This window comes from Streptomyces sp. PR69 (assembly GCF_026420845.1).
Classification (GTDB): Bacteria; Actinomycetota; Actinomycetes; order Streptomycetales; family Streptomycetaceae; genus Streptomyces.
In genome coordinates, this window is sequence record NZ_JAOWCB010000060.1 from 1 (window position 1) to 16,159 (window position 16,159).

15 protein-coding genes and 1 riboswitch are annotated in these 16,159 nt (G+C 72.0%); of the genes, 7 read left to right on the forward strand and 8 right to left on the reverse strand.

The features are described from left to right. Nucleotides 1-570: 570 nt before the first annotated feature. Nucleotides 571-653, forward strand: a riboswitch (cobalamin riboswitch). A 164-nt stretch (nucleotides 654-817) separates the two neighbouring features. Continuing rightward, nucleotides 818-3,208 (forward strand): ribonucleoside-diphosphate reductase subunit alpha, encoded by a 2,391-nt coding sequence (locus OF819_RS28485; protein ID WP_267246537.1) that lies wholly within the window; start codon nucleotides 818-820, stop codon nucleotides 3,206-3,208. Continuing rightward, entirely contained in the window at nucleotides 3,208-4,230 is a 1,023-nt protein-coding gene (locus tag OF819_RS28490; protein ID WP_267246538.1) for a ribonucleotide-diphosphate reductase subunit beta, read from the forward strand. Before OF819_RS28485 ends, OF819_RS28490 begins: the two co-directional genes overlap by 1 nt. 170 nt (nucleotides 4,231-4,400) lie before the next feature. Here the strand turns inward: OF819_RS28490 and def are convergent, their stop codons facing one another. The 8 genes from def to OF819_RS28530 all read right to left on the reverse strand — a co-directional run bounded on the left by def (nucleotide 4,401) and on the right by OF819_RS28530 (nucleotide 11,983). Continuing rightward, on the reverse strand, nucleotides 4,401-5,030 hold the full coding sequence (gene def, locus OF819_RS28495; protein WP_267246539.1) for a peptide deformylase: 630 nt from the start codon (nucleotides 5,028-5,030) through the stop codon (nucleotides 4,401-4,403). 103 nt (nucleotides 5,031-5,133) lie between these two features. Beyond that, nucleotides 5,134-6,144 carry a tetratricopeptide repeat protein gene (locus tag OF819_RS28500; protein ID WP_267246540.1) on the reverse strand — a complete coding sequence of 337 codons (1,011 nt, stop codon included), beginning with the start codon at nucleotides 6,142-6,144 and terminating at the stop codon, nucleotides 5,134-5,136. Nucleotides 6,145-6,271: 127 nt separating this feature from the next. Continuing rightward, nucleotides 6,272-7,528, reverse strand: coding sequence for an HD-GYP domain-containing protein (locus tag OF819_RS28505; protein WP_267246541.1), 1,257 nt, complete (start codon nucleotides 7,526-7,528; stop codon nucleotides 6,272-6,274). A gap of 5 nt (nucleotides 7,529-7,533) precedes the next feature. Beyond that, nucleotides 7,534-8,898, reverse strand: coding sequence for an HD-GYP domain-containing protein (locus OF819_RS28510; protein ID WP_416370647.1), 1,365 nt, complete (start codon nucleotides 8,896-8,898; stop codon nucleotides 7,534-7,536). Between the two features lie 171 nt (nucleotides 8,899-9,069). After that, a complete protein-coding gene (gene rsrA / locus OF819_RS28515) occupies nucleotides 9,070-9,372 on the reverse strand; it encodes a mycothiol system anti-sigma-R factor (protein WP_267246542.1) in 303 nt (100 codons plus the stop codon). Further along, the gene (locus OF819_RS28520) at nucleotides 9,369-10,025 is read right to left on the reverse strand and encodes a sigma-70 family RNA polymerase sigma factor (RefSeq protein WP_416370648.1); all 657 of its coding nucleotides are present in this window, start codon (nucleotides 10,023-10,025) and stop codon (nucleotides 9,369-9,371) included. The genes rsrA and OF819_RS28520 overlap by 4 nt, the downstream gene beginning before the upstream one ends. Nucleotides 10,026-10,260: 235 nt before the next feature. Then, entirely contained in the window at nucleotides 10,261-10,899 is a 639-nt protein-coding gene (locus OF819_RS28525) for an alpha/beta family hydrolase (protein ID WP_267246544.1), read from the reverse strand. Nucleotides 10,900-11,167: 268 nt separating this feature from the next. Then, entirely contained in the window at nucleotides 11,168-11,983 is an 816-nt protein-coding gene (locus OF819_RS28530) for an SOS response-associated peptidase (RefSeq protein WP_267246545.1), read from the reverse strand. Nucleotides 11,984-12,045: 62 nt separating this feature from the next. On the opposite strand from OF819_RS28530, the gene OF819_RS28535 reads away from it, so the two are divergent. From OF819_RS28535 to OF819_RS29305, 5 genes are all read left to right on the forward strand, one after another. Further along, nucleotides 12,046-12,750: a M50 family metallopeptidase gene (locus OF819_RS28535; protein WP_267246546.1), complete on the forward strand. Its 705-nt coding sequence runs from the start codon at nucleotides 12,046-12,048 to the stop codon at nucleotides 12,748-12,750. 55 nt (nucleotides 12,751-12,805) lie between these two features. Then, a complete protein-coding gene (gene aroA / locus OF819_RS28540) occupies nucleotides 12,806-14,152 on the forward strand; it encodes a 3-phosphoshikimate 1-carboxyvinyltransferase (RefSeq protein WP_267246547.1) in 1,347 nt (448 codons plus the stop codon). Between the two features lie 6 nt (nucleotides 14,153-14,158). After that, nucleotides 14,159-15,172 carry a ribosome small subunit-dependent GTPase A gene (gene rsgA, locus OF819_RS28545; protein WP_267246548.1) on the forward strand — a complete coding sequence of 338 codons (1,014 nt, stop codon included), beginning with the start codon at nucleotides 14,159-14,161 and terminating at the stop codon, nucleotides 15,170-15,172. A gap of 92 nt (nucleotides 15,173-15,264) precedes the next feature. After that, on the forward strand, nucleotides 15,265-15,588 hold the full coding sequence (locus tag OF819_RS28550; RefSeq protein WP_267246549.1) for a DMT family transporter: 324 nt from the start codon (nucleotides 15,265-15,267) through the stop codon (nucleotides 15,586-15,588). Nucleotides 15,589-15,790: 202 nt separating this feature from the next. Continuing rightward, nucleotides 15,791-16,159, forward strand: a 369-nt coding sequence (locus tag OF819_RS29305; RefSeq protein WP_416370646.1) for a hypothetical protein, incomplete at its 3' end; no start/stop codon positions are given.

Genomic DNA, 16,159 nt, shown 5'->3' on the forward strand with positions numbered 1-16,159 from the left:
TGGGAGCGTAGGGGGCCCCGCTTCCCGCAACTGGGGGCTCCGCCCCCAGACCCCCTCCGGGGGAGGACTGCGGGGCTGGCGCCCCGCGCCCCAGGCGGGCGGCAGCTTCGCGCCGCCGCCCCTGTACGGCCTGAAGGCCGTGTCCTCAAACTTTCCCAGACTCCTCCCCCAGCTACCTCCCCCAGACTCCTCCGCCAGCTACCGCTGGGAGGTGCCCCCAGGGGTACCCCCACGGAGGTGCCCCCAGGAGGTACCTCCAACGGGCTGGATTTTCCAGCCCGTCCGGTGACTGAGGTGCAGGAACCAGACCCGCCGGCGATTGAGGCGCGGGAGCCAGGCACCAGCCCCGCCGACGACCGAGGCGCAAGAGGCTGCACAGCCAAGCCCCGTGGGGGTACCCCCAGACTCCGTCTGGCGGAGATTGAGGCGCGGGGGTCCGGGGCGGAGCCCCCGAAGACCGGGGGCTGGGGCGGAGCCCCAGTAACAGGAAGAGGCCGGGCCGACACAACATGTGGGGCCGTCCGCATCACACCGCCCCCACATGTATGCTCATCCTCGCTGTCGCCGCAGGGGAATCCGGTGCGAATCCGGAACTGTCCCGCAACGGTGTGCTGTGGTGCGCTTTGTCGCATCTGCAGGCCAGTCCGAAGACCTGCCGACAGCGCGTCCGGCTCGACCGAACCGGACGCCAGAGACGTCCGGGCCTCGCGGAATTGGGCCGGTGGACGACGCGCAGCCGCCGTGCGAAGGCGGGTGCGCGTCCGTGCCCCGTGCCCCGATCCCCGCCGGCCCAGAGCCGAGCGAGGGAGAGCACCACGTGACCATCGCGCCAGCCGATCCGGCTTCAGGCATCGAAGAGCGGGTGGGTGACGGCCCCGGGACCGCGCTGCTGCGGACCCTGACCGACCTCACCGCCGATCTGCCCGACACCGACCCGGGTCGGGTCGCCGCCGCCGCGCTGCGCGGCCGGCACGCCGGTTCGGACGAGGCGGAGCTGCGCGAGCTCGCCACCGAGGCCGCCGCGGGGCTGATCTCCGAGGACCCCTCGTACTCCCGGCTCGCCGCCCGGCTGCTCACCCGCACCATCGCCGAGGAGGCGGCCGGCGAGGGTGCGGTCTCCTTCTCCGCGTCGATCGCCGTGGGCTGCCGCGAGGGCCTGATCGCCGACCGCACCGCGGAGTTCACCCGGCTGCACGCCGTCCGGCTGGACGCCCTCGTCGAGCAGGCCCTCGCTCAGGGCGCCGACGACCGGTTCGGCTACTTCGGTCTGCGCACGCTCTACAGCCGCTATCTGCTGCGCCACCCGATCACCCGCAACGTCATCGAGACGCCGCAGCACTTTATGCTGCGCGTGGCCGCCGGGCTGGCCGAGGACGACTCGGTCCGCGCCCTGGAGGAGGTCGCCGCGCTGTACGGGCTGATGAACCGGCTCGACTATCTGCCGTCCTCCCCCACGCTGTTCAACTCCGGCACCCGCCACCCGCAGATGTCCTCCTGCTATCTGCTGGACTCCCCGCTGGACGAGCTGGACTCGATCTACGACCGCTACCACCAGGTGGCGCGGCTGTCGAAGCACGCGGGCGGCATCGGTCTGTCGTACTCCCGCATCCGCTCCCGCGGCTCGCTGATCCGCGGCACCAACGGCCACTCCAACGGCATCGTCCCGTTCCTGCGGACGCTGGACTCCTCGGTCGCCGCCGTCAACCAGGGCGGCCGCCGCAAGGGCGCGGCCTGTGTCTATCTGGAGACCTGGCACGCGGACATCGAGGAGTTCCTGGAGCTGCGTGACAACACGGGCGAGGACGCCCGGCGCACCCACAACCTCAATCTGGCGCACTGGATCCCGGACGAGTTCATGCGCCGGGTCGCCGCCGACGCCGACTGGTCGCTGTTCTCCCCCGCCGATGTGCCGGAGCTGGTCGACCTGTGGGGCGATGACTTCGACGCCGCCTACCGGAAGGCGGAGGCGGCGGGTCTGGCCCGCAAGACGATCCCGGCGCGGGAGCTGTACGGCCGGATGATGCGCACCCTGGCGCAGACCGGCAACGGCTGGATGACCTTCAAGGACGCGGCCAACCGCACCGCCAACCAGACCGCGGAGCCCGGCAAGGTCGTCCACTCCTCGAATCTGTGCACCGAGATCCTGGAGGTCACGGACGACGGGGAGACCGCGGTCTGCAACCTGGGCTCCGTCAACCTGGGCGCGTTCGTCACCCCTGCCGGGGAGATCGACTGGGAGCGGCTGGACGGCACCGTCCGCACCGCCGTGACCTTCCTCGACCGGGTCGTCGACATCAACTTCTACCCGACCGAGCAGGCGGGCCGCTCCAACGCCCGCTGGCGGCCGGTCGGCCTTGGCGCGATGGGCCTGCAGGACGTGTTCTTCAAGCTGCGGCTGCCCTTCGACTCCGCCGAGGCCATGGCGCTCTCCACGAAGATCGCCGAGCGGATCATGCTCGCCGCGTACGAGGCGTCCTGCGATCTGGCCGAGCGTCATGGCCCGCTGCCCGCCTGGGCCGAGACGCGCGCCGCGCGCGGGGTGCTCCACCCGGACCACTACGACGTGGCGCTGAACTGGCCGGAGCGCTGGGACGCGCTGCGCGCCCGGGTGGCGGCTTCCGGCATGCGCAACTCCCTGCTGCTGGCGATCGCCCCGACCGCGACCATCGCCTCCATCGCCGGTGTGTACGAGTGCATCGAGCCGCAGGTCTCCAATCTCTTCAAGCGCGAGACGCTCAGCGGTGAGTTTCTCCAGGTCAACTCCTATCTGGTGGAGGATCTGAAGAAGCTGGGCGTGTGGGACGCGCAGAGCCGGGAGGCGCTGCGCGAGTCCAATGGCTCGGTCCAGGGCTTCGGCTGGGTCCCGGCCGAGATCCGTGAGCTGTACCGCACGGCGTGGGAGATCCCGCAGCGCGGGCTGATCGACATGGCGGCCGCCCGTACGCCGTTCCTCGACCAGAGCCAGTCGCTGAATCTGTTCCTGGAGACGCCGACCATCGGCAAGCTCAGCTCGATGTACGCGTACGCCTGGAAGTCCGGGCTGAAGACGACGTACTACCTGCGATCCCGCCCGGCGACCCGGATCGCGCGCGCCGCCGGCAGCGGCGCCGGCGCCGCTGCCGCCCCCTCCGTCCCCGTACAGGCGACCCCCGAAGAGGCCGTCGCCTGCTCCCTGGAAAACCCCGAGTCCTGCGAGGCCTGCCAGTAATGCGTGACCAGAATCTTCTCGATCCGGGCTTCGAGCTCACTCTGCGCCCCATGCGCTACCCGGACTTCTATGAGCGCTACCGGGACGCGATCAAGAACACCTGGACGGTCGAGGAGGTCGACCTCCACTCGGACGTCGCCGATCTGGCCAAGCTCTCACCGGGCGAGCAGCATCTGATCGGCCGGCTGGTCGCCTTCTTCGCGACGGGCGACTCGATCGTGGCGAACAATCTGGTGCTCACCCTCTACAAGCACATCAACTCCCCGGAGGCGCGGCTGTATCTGAGCCGTCAGCTGTTCGAGGAGGCGGTGCACGTCCAGTTCTATCTGACGCTGCTGGACACCTATCTCCCCGACCCGGACGAGCGGGCCGCGGCCTTCGCGGCCGTGGAGAACATCCCGTCCATCCGGGACAAGGCGCAGTTCTGCTTCAAGTGGATGGCCGCCCTGGAAGGGGAAGGGGCAGAGAAAATCGACCGGCTGGAGACGCAGGCCGACCGCCGCCGCTTCCTGCTCAATCTGATCTGCTTCGCCGCCTGCATCGAGGGGCTCTTCTTCTACGGGGCCTTCGCCTATGTCTACTGGCTGCGCTCCCGCGGTCTGCTGCACGGGCTGGCGACCGGCACCAATTGGGTGTTCCGCGATGAGACGATGCATATGAACTTCGCCTTCGAGGTCGTCGACACGGTCCGCAAGGAGGAGCCGGAGCTGTTCGACGACGCGCTCCAGGAGCAGGTCACGGATATGCTCAAGGAGGCCGTGGAGGCGGAGCTGCAGTTCGCCCGCGATCTGTGCGGCGACGGTCTGCCGGGCATGAACACCGAGTCGATGCGCGCGTACCTGGAGTGCGTCGCCGACCAGCGGCTGACCCGGCTGGGCTTCGCCCCGGTGTACGGCTCGGAGAACCCGTTCTCGTTTATGGAGCTGCAGGGCGTCCAGGAGCTGACGAACTTCTTCGAGCGCCGCCCGTCGGCGTACCAGGTGGCGGTGGAGGGTTCCGTCTCCTTCGACGACGACTTCTGAGGTCACCCGGTCAAGGGGTGCTGCTGGGCCGGGGGCGTTGGCGGTTGCCGCCCGGTGGGTGGTTCACTCCAGCGCAACGCCTCACCCCTGAGGCGCAGCACCCTGCCCCGCTGAGACAGCCCCGCGCCGGCCAAACGCTCCGGCGCGGGGCTGCTGGCCGCTGTCCGTCCTCAGTCGTTCGGCACGACCGGGTAGCGCGGGGTGCCCTCCGCCATCTGCCGCAGCGCGTCCTTGCGCTCCCGCTTCGACAGCCGGTCGATGTAGAGGCGTCCGTACAGATGGTCCGTCTCATGCTGGAGGCAGCGGGCGAAGTACCCGGTGCCGCGCACCCTGATCGGATTGCCCTGGGCGTCCTGCCCGCGGACCACGGCGTAGTCGGGGCGGGCCAGCGAGGCGTACGCGGTCGGCACCGACAGGCAGCCCTCATTGGAGTCGTCCAGCACGCGCTGCTCCGGAGCGAGCTCCTCCAGCACCGGGTTGCAGACGGCGCCCACATGCCGTACACCCTCGTCGTCGGGGCAGTCGTAGACGAAGACCTTCAGGTCCACGCCGATCTGGTTGGCGGCGAGCCCCACGCCCTCCGCCGTCCGCTGGCTGGCGAACATGTCGTCGATCAGCGCGGCGAGCTTGTCGTCGAACTCCGTGACGTCCTGGCACTCCTTGTGGAGCACCGGATTGCCGACGACCGTGATCGGACGGGATGTGCCGCGCTCACGGTGTGCGCGCTCACGCTCCTCGCAGTCCTCCGTGTCCACGACGAAACCGTCGTTCACGAGCTGGTCCGTCTCCTGCTGCGCCATGTCAGACTCTGCGCCTTCCTCAGTACCCGGCGTACGTACCCGGTTCGGTCCGGGTGTCCGGCGGGTGTACCCGATGCGTGCCCGTACAGCCTACGGCCAGCCGTCAGCAGACTTCCTCGAGATCCCGCCACTCACGGGAGTCCGGGCTGTCCGCGACCCAGCCGTCCAGCAGGCCGCGCACCAGCCCGGCGGGCGCGGCGATCCCGCACTCGCGCTCGGGGGTCCACAGATCGCCGCCGGTGCGGTGGCCGAGCGGGCCCGGGTGGCCCGGCTCGCTGTGGTCGTGCGGGTCGAGGTGTTCGCCCTCGCCCTCGGCGCTGGGCATCGTGCTCTCGGAACAGGCCCGGCACAGCAGCCGCACCGAGGACGACCAGTCCTCGGCGGCGAATCCGGCGTCGGCGGCGAGCTGCTCCAGGGCGTCCCGGTCGGCCTCCGTGGCCGCCTCCAGCAGCACCACCCAGGTGGGTACCGGCGACGGGGCCCACAGCTCGATCTCGTCGAAGACGGGGTACGAGGGGCCCGCGGCAGTCGTCCGCTCGCCGTGCGGCACGCCGTCGTGGAGCACGACCTCGCCCCAGCGCCGGCCGGAGGACGGCAGCGGGATGGACAGCACCTCTATCCGCGCCGGATCGAGCCTGCGGCCCCAGACCACCTCCGCCTCGCCCTCGGGCGACAGCCGTACGGCCGCGCTGCCCAGGTCCATGCCGAGGGGTTCGCCGTTCGGCCCGGACGCGCCCGCGCCGCCCGCGCCGCGGGAGGGGCCGCCGGGCACCTTGAGCCCGTACGCCTGCCAGGCGCGGCGGGCCAGCGGCCAGTCCTGCAGGGCGGTGGCGGCGATGCCGACATTCCACCAGTCGGGTGCCCCGGTCTCCTTGTCGAGCAGGGCCACGGCGCGCAGTCCGGCGGCGCGCGCCTGCTCCCAGTCGTGCCGGAACTTGTGCAGCAGGGCCAGGTTGAACCAGGACTCCGACAGCCAGGGCTCCAGGTCCGCGGCGCGGGTCAGCAGCGCGCCCGCGTCCTCGTACCGGCCGTCGCCGATCAGCGTGAACGCGCGGTCGGTGGCCTGCCGCCACGAGGCGGAGGGCCGATGCCGTACCTTCCCGAAGATCCTCACGATTCCCGCCTGCCGGTCGCTCGGGTCACTGCCCCCGCACACCCTCTCGCTCGAGGGTTTCCCTGCGGGATTCCCTCTTCTTCGCATCCAACCATGCCCGGTCGGGCGCTCGCTCATTACCCATGGGTTACCCGGGCGGGGCCGGGGCCAGACCGCCTCGGGCGAGGACTCTGGCGAGGGCTTCGACGACCTCCGGCTGGTAGTCGTGCGCGGTGGCGAGCCGCAGTTCCTCCAGCGCGGCGAGCGCCCCGCCCGCTGTCCCACCGCTTCCCCCGGCGAGGTCGTCGTATGCGTTGACGACGCGGACGATCCGGGCGCCCGGGGGCTGTTCCCGGTATGGATCGGCCTGCCGTTCGACGACCGCGGCGACGGATACGGCGGAGTGGACGCCGGTCTGCCGGACGACGGCTCCGCCGAGGAGCGCGATACGGCGCTGCTCGGCGGCCGGAAGCAGCGCCGTGGCCCCTTCCGGCACCGGGTCGACCAGCGAGAGCTGCCCGATGTCATGCATCAGGGCCGCGTGCTCCAGCACGGCGAGGTCCGCCCCGGAAAGTCCCAGCTCCCGGCCCACGGCGCAGCTGAGGCGGGCGACCCTGCGGGCGTGGCCGGGCCGGGTGTATCCGGCGACCTCCGTGGAGCGGGCGAGGGAGGCGATGGTCTGCCGGTAGGCGGCGCGCACCCGGGCGTGCCGGCGGCAGGACAGCTGGGTGAGCAGCAGCGGTACGCAGAAGAGGGGCAGGGCCCACAGTCCGGCGGCGGCGACCGCGAGCGGAAGGGCCGCGCCGGTGGCGCAGACGGCGGCGCCGACGCCGGCGAGGGCACGCAGCTCGTCGCGCAGCAGCGGGGTGTACGGGTAGCGGGTGCGGGCGTGCAGCAGGGCGGCGGCCAGCAGCGCGTCGCACAGGGCGGTGAGCGCGAGCACCGCGAGCAGGAAGAGGGTGTGCCAGGCCCCGTGTCCGAGGCGGCGCTCCAGCTCGCCCGACCCGGCCAGCGGCTGAAAGCAGACGGCGGCGACGGCCACGGCGAGCGTCCGCCGCACCACGTGTTCGAGTGCGGGCCCTTCGCCGCGCGCCACATGCGGTACGGCTCCGAGGAGTGCGGCCGCGACGACGACGGCGACGGTCTGGAGCACGCCGTGGGCGGCGGGCCTGCCCGCGCACTGGGCGAGCAGCGCGTAGGCCAGCGCTCCGGCGGCGCCGAGCGGCGCGGGCTCCCGCTCGTCCGGCGGGGCGCCCGAGCGGGCCAGCTCGCCTGCGGCGATGAGCGCCCCGAAGGCGAGGGCGACGCCGGGCTGCGCCAGTCCGTGCCACGCCGTCCATCCGACGCCGGTCAGGGCGATGACGCCGCCCGTCCCGTAGGCGCCTGTCGTGATCAGCGTGGGCATGGCGTTCACCGGGTGCCCGAAGGCCTTTCAGACGAGACGTTTCCGCGCAGGTCCGACATACCGCCCTGCTTGTCGTATGCCGCCGTGGTCCCGGCGGCGGTCTCCGCGGCCGGCTCCGCCGTGGCCTCCGGGTGCCAGCCATGCCGGCGCAGCGCCCGCACCAGGGCCCGTACCATCCGGGGGTCGAACTGCGTCCCCGCGCACCGCTCCAGCTCCGCCACGGCTTCGGCCACCGGCCGCGCCCTGCGGTACGAGCGGGTCGACGTCATCGCGTCAAAGGCGTCCGCCACGGCGACGACCCGCGCGAACTCGGGGATCTGCCGCCCTGCCAGACCGTAGGGATAGCCGCTGCCGTCCATCCGTTCGTGGTGGTGGAGGACCGCCGACCGCGCCTCGCCGAGAAAGCCGATGCCCCGCACCACCTCGTGGCCGTATTCCGGGTGCAGCTCGATCATCCGGCGCTCCGCCTCCGTCAGCGGACCGTCCTTGCGGAGCACCCGCGTCGGCACCCCGAGCTTGCCCACGTCATGCAGGACACCGGCGAAGCGGAGCAGTTCCAGCCGCCGCTCGTCCCACTTCAGCTCGTGCCCGATCAGCGCCGACGCCTGTCCCACGCGGTCACCGTGGCCGCGGGTGTACCGGTCCTTGATGTCGACCGCCTGCACCAGCGCGCGGACGGCGGCGTGGTGCGCGGCCCGCTCCTGATGGGATGCGGCGAAAAGCCGGCACGACACCAGCAGGGGCGGCAGCACGCACACCGCGGCCATGGGGCCGTGCGGGCCGTGCCAGAGCAGCGCCATCAGCAGTCCGGTCAGCCCGTGCACGGCGTGGGACGGCAGTGCGGCGGACAGCAGTCCGCGCCAGGCCGTGCGGACCGGCTGCCGCTCCGCGGCGGCGCGCATGACGCAGTCCAGCACGGCGAGCGCCAGACAGCAGACGAGCACGGCGGCGGCTGCCGCCGTCAGGGCCTCCGCGAGGCGGCCGTCCCGCAGGGCGTGTCCGCCGCGCAGCGATGTGAACGCCTGGGCCGCCGCCCAGGCCGCCAGCGCGAGCCGGGCGGCGCGCCATACCCTGCGCAGCTCTGCCGGGCGCCCGGACCGCCGCGCCACCCGGCCCAACAGGGCGCCGGGCAGGACGACGAGCGCGGCGGCGGCGGGCGGCAGCAGAAACGCGGCGGCGAACAGCACCGGGAGGAACACCCCGCCGGGCCGGCCCTGCCGGCGGGTGGAAATCTCACACAGCGCATGGAGCGCGGCGAGGGTGAGCAGCGCCGGCAGCGCATCGGCGAGGGCGTCCGGCAGGGACGCCAGGCACAGCGCGGCGGCGCACAGCACGGCCGCGGCGACGCAGCCGTACGCCGCGCGCGGCACGTCCGCCGTCGGTACGTCCGCCGTCGGTAAGGCCGTCACTGCCCCGCACCCTCCTCATATCGAGCGCAACGCTAGCGATACGGGGAGCGGGGTATGGCTGATAAGCGGACTGTTCGCACCTATGGGTGAAGACGGACGGGCAGAGGTGTCGCCGACACGCCTCCGGGAAGCTCAGTCGGCGCTGCCCGAGGCCGTCACATCAGAGTCGGGCACGGCCTGTCCCGACCTGATCAGATCGATCCGGCCCATGACCTTGGCGCGCAGGTCGCTGGGCACGTCGTCATGCCCGCAGCACCGCTTGACCAGCTTCTTCACCGCCTGCTCGAGACCGTACTTCTCCAGGCACGGCGAGCACTCCTCGAAGTGCGTCTCGAACTTCGTGCAGTCGCTGTCGGGCATCTCGTGGTCGAGGAACTCGTAGAGATGGTCCAGGACCTCAGAGCAGTCCGTCTCGTGCGGATCTCCGCAGCTCATGAGCCCGAGCCTTTCGCGTCGTTCGACTCCCCCGCTCCGGCGGGGACGAGCCCGCGCTCACGGGCGTAGTCCTCGAGCATGCCGCGCAGCTGGCGGCGTCCCCGGTGCAGGCGGGACATCACCGTCCCGATGGGTGTTCCCATGATGTCCGCGATCTCCTTGTACGCAAAGCCCTCTACGTCGGCGAGATAGACCGCGATCCGGAACTCCTCGGGGATCGCCTGGAGCGCCTCCTTGACGTCCGAATCCGGCAGATGGTCCAGGGCCTGCGACTCGGCGGAGCGCAGCCCGGTGGACATATGCGACTCGGCGCGGGCGAGCTGCCAGTCCTCGATCTCCTCGGCGGCGCTGCGCTGAGGCTCGCGCTGCTTCTTGCGGTAGGAGTTGATGAAGGTGTTCGTGAGAATCCGGTACAGCCAGGCCTTGAGGTTGGTGCCCTCGCGGAACTGGTGGAACGATCCGTACGCCTTGGCATAGGTCTCCTGCACCAGGTCTTCCGCGTCCGCCGGGTTCCGGGTCATGCGCAGCGCGGCCGAGTACATCTGGTCGAGGTAGCCGAGGGCGTCACGTTCGAAGCGCGCGTTGCGCTCTTCGGACGTCTCTTCCCTCTGTACGTCGCCCTGTACGTCGTCGGTCCCAGTGACCGGACCCACCTCCTCGACCGCTGTGGCGAGACCGGATGCGGACCCGCTCGATTCGGAGAATAGACGACTGCCTGCGGGTGCCGCCGCCGGAATATGCGCGGCCCGGGCCGCGGGGAGCACGGTCCAGTCCAGCTCAGCGGCGTGCGCGCGGTCGGGGCAGATGGTCGAACCCATGCGGCGGACTCCTACTCCATGCTCGATGCACTGACTTCCGGCATCCGCTGCAACGGCGGGGCGGGGGCCGCTATTCCCGGAGCCCGAGAACCCAGGGGCGTACGGCGTCGGCGACCGCCCGGACGGCGTCGTCCTCGGTCATTCCGCTGCGCTTGGGCACGGCGAAGGAGTGATCTCCGAAGTCCACGGCCGCCAGCTCAAACGGCCCTTCCGGGAACTCCTCGGGCTTCCCGAAGGGATCGTTCGCCCCTTGTACGACGAGCGTGGGGAGGACCCCGGCGGCGTCGAGGAGCTCGTCGGCGCGGGACTTCTCGGGCTTGCCGGGCGGGTGCAGGGGGAAGCTGAGCGCGAGCACGCCCACGGCGCCGAGCTCCGCGGCGGTCCGGCAGGCCACCCGGGCGCCGGCGCTGCGGCCGCCGGCGACGACCGGGAGCCCCGGCTTCCGCAGGGCGGGCCAGATGCCGCGCCAGCCGGTGTCGAGCGTCCTGGGCGCGGGGGCGACCTTCTTCCCGGCGACGCGCCAGGGCTGCTCGACGAGCGCGACGGCGATCCCGTCCCGGGGCAGGGCCTGGGCGAGCCCCTGCAGATCCCGCGCCGCGATCCCCCCTCCGGCCCCGTGCCCCAGCGCCACGACCATCCGCGCGCCCTTGGGCACGGCCCAGGTGACCCGGGCTTCCCCGGCGTCCGTCTCCACGCTCTCGCTCCGCATCACCCCCTCATCCTGCCGGACCAGGGGCCGTTTCCCGCCCACGCGCGCTGAACGGCGGGGCCCCGTGCGAGCTGGGCCACCCGCCGAAGCCGCCGCCCCAGGGGCGCGGGGCCGGCAGCCCCCGTAGCGTCCCTCCCCGGGTAGCAGGCCCGCGGCGGAGTCCCGGACGCGGGGCGGGGCGAAGCCCCACGCCCTTCGGGGCTGCCCGCTGGGGCCTGGGGGCGAAGCCCTCAGTCACGGGAAGGGGCGGGGTGGGGGGCAGCCCCCGTCAGAACAGCGTCGCCTCCTCCGGGCCCTGAAGCTCCTTCAGCAGTTCCGGCCCGTTGTTGCGGACGTTGCTCACCGCCGTCCCCACCGGGTACGCCCTCATCAGCCCGCCCTCCGGCGGCTCCAGCAGCCCCCGCAGCGCGTTCTCCTCCGTCCGGGACGGGTCCAGCCAGGCGTCCCACCGGTCCGGGGTCAGCATCAGCGGCATACGCGGGTGGATGTCGGACAGCGACTGCGGCCCCTCGGCCGGGGCCACCCCCAGCGGGCCGCTCTCCGCCTCCGTCGTGATGACGGAGCAGGTCACCCACCAGGCGAGCGGATGCTCGTCCGGCAGGGTCCGGTCGCGCCAGAACTCATACAGTCCGGCCATCGCCATCACCGACCCGTCCGCCGGGGTGACGAAGTACGGCTGCTTCCGCGGCCGCTTCTTCTTCCCCGCGACCTCCAGCTCCCGCTCGTCCGAGCCGGTCACCCACTCGTAATAGCCGTCCGCCGGCAGAATGCACCGCCGTGCGAGGAAGGCCTTCCGGAACGACGGCTTCTCGTGCAGCGTCTCCGCCCGGGCGTTGATCATGCGGGCCGCGCCCTCCGGTGACTTCGCCCACGACGGCACGAGCCCCCACTTCAACGCCCTGAGCTGGCGAACCGGACGGCGGTCCGACGCGTCTTTCAGAGGGCGCTCAAGGATCGCGTAGACCTCCTTCGTGGGAGCCACGTTCCAGTCGGGCTCCAGCGTCTCCTCGGGCTCCCACTTCTCGACCTCGAAGAGCCCTGCGAGATCCTCGGGCCTGCGACTCGCTGCATACCTACCGCACATGAGTGCCACACTGCCACTCCTGCCCGCCGCCCGACCACCGCCCTTGAGGAGCCGCCCGAGAAATGGTCACGACATCCCTCTGGGACCGACTCTTCGGCCCCCAGTCCGCCCCTGACGAGTGGCTCGTCATCGCCGCCGGCCTCGCCGCGCTCGCCGCCGTCGTCCCGCACCGCGTCTGGCGGGTCTCCCGCAACGCGATCACCATCGCCCACGAGGGCGGCCACGGCCTCGTCGCGCTGGCGACCGGCCGCAGTCTTGAGGGGATACGGCTGCACTCCGACACCAGCGGTCTGACCGTCAGCCGCGGCAAGCCGACCGGCCTCGGCATGATCCTCACCGCGGCGGCCGGCTACACCGCCCCGCCACTGCTGGGCCTCGGCGGGGCGTGGCTGCTCGCCGCCCACCACATCACGCTGCTGCTGTGGCTGGCCACCGCGCTGCTGCTGGCCATGCTGGCGATGATCCGCAATGCGTACGGGGCGCTCACCGTGGTGCTCACCGGCGCGGCGTTTCTGCTGGTCTCCTGGCTGACCGGACCGCAGGTGCAGTCCGCGTTCGCCTACACGGCCGTGTGGTTTCTGCTGCTCGGCGGCGTCCGGCCGGCCTTCGAGCTGCAGTCGAAGCGGCGGCGCGGCGGCGCGCCGGACTCCGACGCCGATCAGCTGTCCCGGCTGACCAATGTCCCGCCCGCGATATGGCTGTTTCTGTTCCACGCGGTGTCGGTGTGCTCGCTCATCGGGGGCGGCCGCTGGCTGCTCGGCCTGTGATTTCCGTACATTTGATCAAGATTCGCAGGTGCATGGACCCACTAAAGTGATGGCCATGACCGAAAGCTCCGTGCACCCCGCCCTCTGGCCCGCCCCCTATGCGACCGGAGCCGTCGAAGCGACGGTCACCGTGCCCGGATCGAAATCCGTCACCAACCGCGCCCTGGTGCTGGCCGCGCTGGCCGCCGAGCCGGGCTGGCTGCGCCGTCCGCTGCGCTCCCGCGACACCCTGCTGATGGCCGCCGCCCTGCGCGCGATGGGCGTGGGCATCGAGGAGACCGTCTCCTCCAGTTCCGCCGCCGCACCGGGCGCGGAGGTCCCGGACGGCGGCGAGGCCTGGCGGGTCATCCCCTCCGGCCTGCACGGACCGGCCACGGTCGACGTCGGCAACGCCGGCACGGTCATGCGCTTCCTGCCCCCGGTCGCGGCCCTCGCCGACGGTCCGATCCGCTTCGACGGCGACCCCCGCTCGTATGAGCGCCCCCTGAACGGCGTGATCGACGCGCTGCGCGTCCTCGGCGCCCGCATCGACGACGACGGCCGCGGCTCGCTGCCGATGACCGTCCACGGCGGCGGCGCGCTGGACGGCGGGACGGTGGAGATCGACGCCTCCTCGTCCTCGCAGTTCGTCTCCGCGCTGCTGCTGTCCGCCCCGCGCTTCAACCAGGGCGTCGAGGTCCGCCACACCGGCCGCACGCTGCCCTCCATGCCGCACATCCGGATGACCGTCGACATGCTGCGGGCCGTGGGCGCGCAGGTGGACGAGCCGGAGACCGGCGGCGAGCCGAACGTCTGGCGGGTCTCCCCCAGCGCCGTCCTCGGCCGCGATCTGACCATCGAGCCCGATCTGTCCAACGCCCAGCCGTTCCTGGCGGCCGCGCTGGTCACCGGCGGGCGGGTGGTCATCCCCGACTGGCCGGAGCGCACCACCCAGCCCGGTGACGCGCTGAGGGAGATCTTCACCGAGATGGGCGGTTCCTGCGAGCTGACCGACGCCGGTCTGGTGTTCACCGGCTCGGGCCGCATCCACGGCATCGATGTGGACCTGGGCGAGGTCGGCGAGCTGACCCCCGGCATCGCGGCCGTCGCGGCGCTCGCCGACTCCCCTTCGACGCTGCGCGGCGTCGCCCACCTCCGGCTCCATGAGACGGACCGGCTGGCCGCCCTGACCAAGGAGATCAATGAACTGGGCGGCGATGTGACGGAGACCGAGGACGGTCTGCACATCCGCCCGCGCCGGCTGCACGGCGGTGTGTTCCACACATACGACGACCACCGCATGGCCACGGCGGGCACAGTCATCGGCCTGGCGGTCGAGGGCGTGCAGATCGAGAATGTGGCGACCACCGGCAAGACCCTGCCCGACTTCCCGCGGATGTGGGCCGAAATGCTCGGGGCCTGAAGCGTCATGCGCCGCTACGGCAAGCACGCCGACGAGGACGACATCCGGGTGCGCCCCAACCGCAAGGGCAACCGGCCGCGGACCAATATCCGGCCCAAGCACGAGGACGCGGCCGAGGGCATGGTCCTCACCGTCGACCGCGGCCGGCTGACCTGCCTGGTCGAAGACCGGGTCGTGGTCGCGATGAAGGCCCGCGAGCTGGGCCGCAAGGCCGCCGTCGTCGGGGACAGGGTCGCCATCGTCGGGGACCTCTCCGGCGCCAAGGACACCCTCGCCCGCATCGTGCGGATCGAGGAGCGCTCCTCGGTGCTGCGCCGTACGGCGGACGACGACGATCCGTATGAGCGGGTGGTCGTCGCCAACGCCGACCAGCTCGCCATCGTGACCGCCCTCGCCGACCCCGAGCCGCGGCCGCGGCTGATCGACCGCTGTCTGGTGGCCGCGTACGACGGCGGTCTGGAGCCGCTGCTGGTGCTCACCAAGTCGGACCTCGCCCCTCCGGACGAGCTGCTGGCGCTGTACGGGGCGCTGGGCGTGCCCCATGTGGTGACCACACGCGAGGAGTTCGTGGACGGCGTGGCGGCCGACCGGGTGCACGAGCACCTCAGGGGCCGTACCACCGCTTTCGTCGGACACTCGGGCGTCGGGAAGACAACGCTGGTCAACGCGCTGGTGCCGAAGGAGCGACGGCGGACGACCGGGGTGGTCAACGCGGTCACCGGCCGCGGCCGGCACACCACCACCTCGGCGCTCGCGCTGCCGCTGGCGGACCCGGCGGGCGGCTGGGTGATCGACACCCCCGGCGTACGGTCGTTCGGGCTGAACCATGTCGACCCATCACGGGTGATCCACGCCTTCCCCGATCTGGAGCCGGGCACGGAGGGCTGTCCGCGCGCCTGCAGCCATGACGAGCAGGACTGCGCACTGGACCAGTGGGTGGCGGACGGCCATGCCGATCCGGCGCGGCTGCACTCGCTGCGGCGGCTGCTGTCGACGCGGGAGCGACGCGAAGGGGATTGACCGTTCACGTTTGCGGTTCCCGTGTGCTGGTAAGTGCATAATCGCACCGAGTGAGGCGAAGCAGTCACCGACCGACGCGGGAGGCACTGACGATGGCGTGGCTGCTGGTCATTGTCGCGGGACTGCTGGAGACGGGTTTCGCCGTCTGCCTCAAGCTCTCTCACGGTTTCACCAGACTGTGGCCGACGGTCGCCTTCGCCGCCTTCGCCCTGGGCAGTTTCGGGCTGCTGACGCTGGCGCTGAAGCGGCTGGACGTGGGCCCGGCGTATGCCGTGTGGACGGGCATCGGCGCGGCGGGCACCGCGATCTACGGCATGATCTTCCTCGGCGACCTGGTCTCCACGCTGAAGATCGTCTCCATCTCGCTGGTGATCGTCGGGGTCATCGGCCTGCAGCTCTCAGGCTCTGCCCACTGACGGACCCGCCGAGGACCGTGCGGACCGCGGCGCCCACATCGCCGGGCACGGGCGCGACGACATAGGAGAGCGCGATCCGCACGGCCAGCTCGCAGCGGTGCGCGAGATCGCGCTGCTCGACGTCTTCGTCGCGGCCGGCGGGGGCGAGGGCTGCTCGGTGCTCCCCGCGTGCCCCGGGGCGGTCTCGCTGATCGCGTGACTCATGCGATGCACGGCGGTCGCCGTGGCCGGCGCGGGGGTCGCGGCGGTCGCTCCGATCATGTGCATCACGGTGCTCCGGCCGATCTCGCTCATCGCGGTGACCGCGGTCATCTCGTTCATCGCGGTCATCGCGGTGGTTCGCCGGACTCTCGGACGGCGCACGGGCGGCCCACCCCCTGGCGGTCTGCGCCCAGGGGGTCGCAGCCGCCGTCCGGGGCGCGGGCGCGGGCGCGGGCCTGCTGCCGAGGGGCGCCGCGCCTGCCGCCGCGCCCGTGCCCGTACCTCCCAGCACGGCCAGCGACCGGTCGCGTACCGCCGCGAGCAGCTCCGCCGGGGCCGGCAGCGGACCGTCGGCGCGCCGCTGGGCGGG